This window comes from bacterium, from assembly GCA_024224155.1.
Lineage (GTDB): Bacteria > Acidobacteriota > Thermoanaerobaculia > Multivoradales > JAHEKO01 > CALZIK01.
The window spans coordinates 1-1,789 of the sequence record JAAENP010000338.1; the positions used below are offsets into that span (position 1 = coordinate 1).

Annotated in this window: 2 protein-coding genes and 1 pseudogene; 1 reads left to right on the plus strand and 2 read right to left on the minus strand. The window is 64.2% G+C overall.

What is annotated here, in order from left to right:
• Positions 1-164 precede the first annotated feature (164 nt).
• Positions 165-263: pseudogene (locus GY769_17160) on the plus strand (hypothetical protein).
• 327 nt (positions 264-590) lie between these two features.
• On the opposite strand, the gene GY769_17165 reads toward GY769_17160, so the two are convergent.
• Positions 591-1,016 carry a DUF3788 family protein gene (locus tag GY769_17165; protein MCP4203650.1) on the minus strand — a complete coding sequence of 142 codons (426 nt, stop codon included), beginning with the start codon at positions 1,014-1,016 and terminating at the stop codon, positions 591-593.
• 231 nt (positions 1,017-1,247) lie between these two features.
• Positions 1,248-1,514, minus strand: coding sequence for a hypothetical protein (locus tag GY769_17170; protein ID MCP4203651.1), 267 nt, complete (start codon positions 1,512-1,514; stop codon positions 1,248-1,250).
• Positions 1,515-1,789 lie beyond the last annotated feature (275 nt).

The following is a 1,789-nucleotide window of genomic DNA, read 5'->3' on the forward strand; positions in this document are numbered from 1 at the left end:
CGCAAGCTCGCGGCAGCCGATTCCGTCTCTTACCTTCAGAGTTGAGACGGTCGCGCCAGCTTCGAGCCCTCGCCCGGCACTTCGAGCACTTCGTCCAGGTGCATGAGGAGCGTTTCCGCCACACCCACGGCTACCTGCGAGACTGCATCGAGCCGGCGGTCCACCGCTACCTCGACTGCGGCATCTTCGACCAGGGCGTCGCCCGTGTACGCTGCCCGGACTGCCGTCACGAGTTTCTCGTCGCCTTCTCCTGCAAGCTCCGGTGCCTGTCTCTTAGGAAATCGGGCTCACGGGAGACGGGTGGCGCGCATGTGCGTGCTGCGGAGCCGCCCGCCCGTGGGACCCTAGCGCGGGGGGAGGGGGGTACGCCTCTCGCTGCCGCCCCAACGTCAAGTGCAGTCGGAGTCTTCGATCTTGCCGTAGCGGGCACTAGCCTCGCAGATCAAGCCCGCTTTCGTCGGGCTCACGGCCGCGGTGCCTGGGCTGAGGCCATGGGGTCGCCGCCTGTCGGGTGTCGGAGGTGATTCGGTCCGCGGTCGTTCGCCTGAACGAGGCCGAGCCTAGCCCATGCCGGCGGGCCGGGTCGAGGGTCATCTGACGCGCAGCCTGATCCCGATCAGCGTCAGGATGTCGGCGACGTCGCTCTTCTTCCGGACCTCGATGCTGAGCCCGCGCACTTTGCCGTAGCGCTTGCCGTTGCGAAAGGCGTCCTTCAGCGGGTCGGAGAGGGCGCTCTCGAGGATGGCCGGCTCGGCCTTGTCCCCGAAGTAGAAGGTGACGACGAAGTGCTTGGGCATCACCGACAGCCAGAAGATCGTCTTCGATTTGCGGGTCGTCTTCAGCAGCCAGCGCCCGCCGTCCTTGTAGAACCTCCACGTGCTCTCGAAGTCCGGATGCGCGTCGCCGAGATGGTCGAAGAGCACCCGCCAGCCGGCCTTGGACCGGCCGATCAGGGGGAAGATGATCGCTTCGGTGGGGTGCTGGTTCTTGTCGTCCAGAAGGGGTTTGTCCATCATCGGTCCCCGGTTCGTGTCATCGCTCTCTTGCGAGCGAGTCTAACGTCAGACAAACCCGGAGCCAATGCCCCCTCAGAGCGGGGTTCGGGCACGCTGGTGCTGACTTTGTGCTGACTCACGCCAGAGACGACAAGAAAGGTGACAACTCACGAGAGCCGTAAATCGCTGCATGTCAGAGGCTTAGGATCATGCTACCAGGGGGAGTCCAACCCGGAACCTCCTGATCGGCCGTCAGGCCGGTGCTTGGGCGGCGGTCGGCTGCCAGTTCTCGAGCATCCCGTCGACGAGGATCTCGCGGGCGCGCTCGACGATGTCGTCGAGCGATGGTGTCTGGGCCAGAGTCTCGCGGGCGCGCTGGCGCAGGGTCTCGAGGGTCGGCAGCTCCGGCAGCTCGCCTCCTGTCCTGGCGCCACAGCGGCTTCGCCGATTCTTCCTTCGCCGCCGATCAACAGGCGGCGCTCGAGCGCCTACCGCAGCCCGGGCGCCACTAGGCGACAACGAGCACAGGAGCCACAGAGCCGCCGAGGTGAACTGCGGGGTCGCCTTTCTGTGGTTCCAAGCAGCTCCCGTTAGGTCACTCCTAAGGTGAACACCTCAAAACATGATAAGTACTTTTAATTCAGTAGTTTACAACGAAATGCTGGCGTCCCCAACGGGAGAGATTTGGAACACCGTTTTCGCCCAACTCGAATCCTTTAACTCACTGAGGGACATGAGCTTGGCCGCCTGAGGCTTTCGCCCTGACGCGTGCTGACAACTGTCCGCATCGCCTC

What these genes read in the sequence shown, in the direction of transcription:
- GY769_17165 (MCP4203650.1), bottom strand. Translation starts at nt 1,016, where the DNA reads ATGATGGACAAACCCCTTCTGGACGACAAGAACCAGCACCCCACCGAA.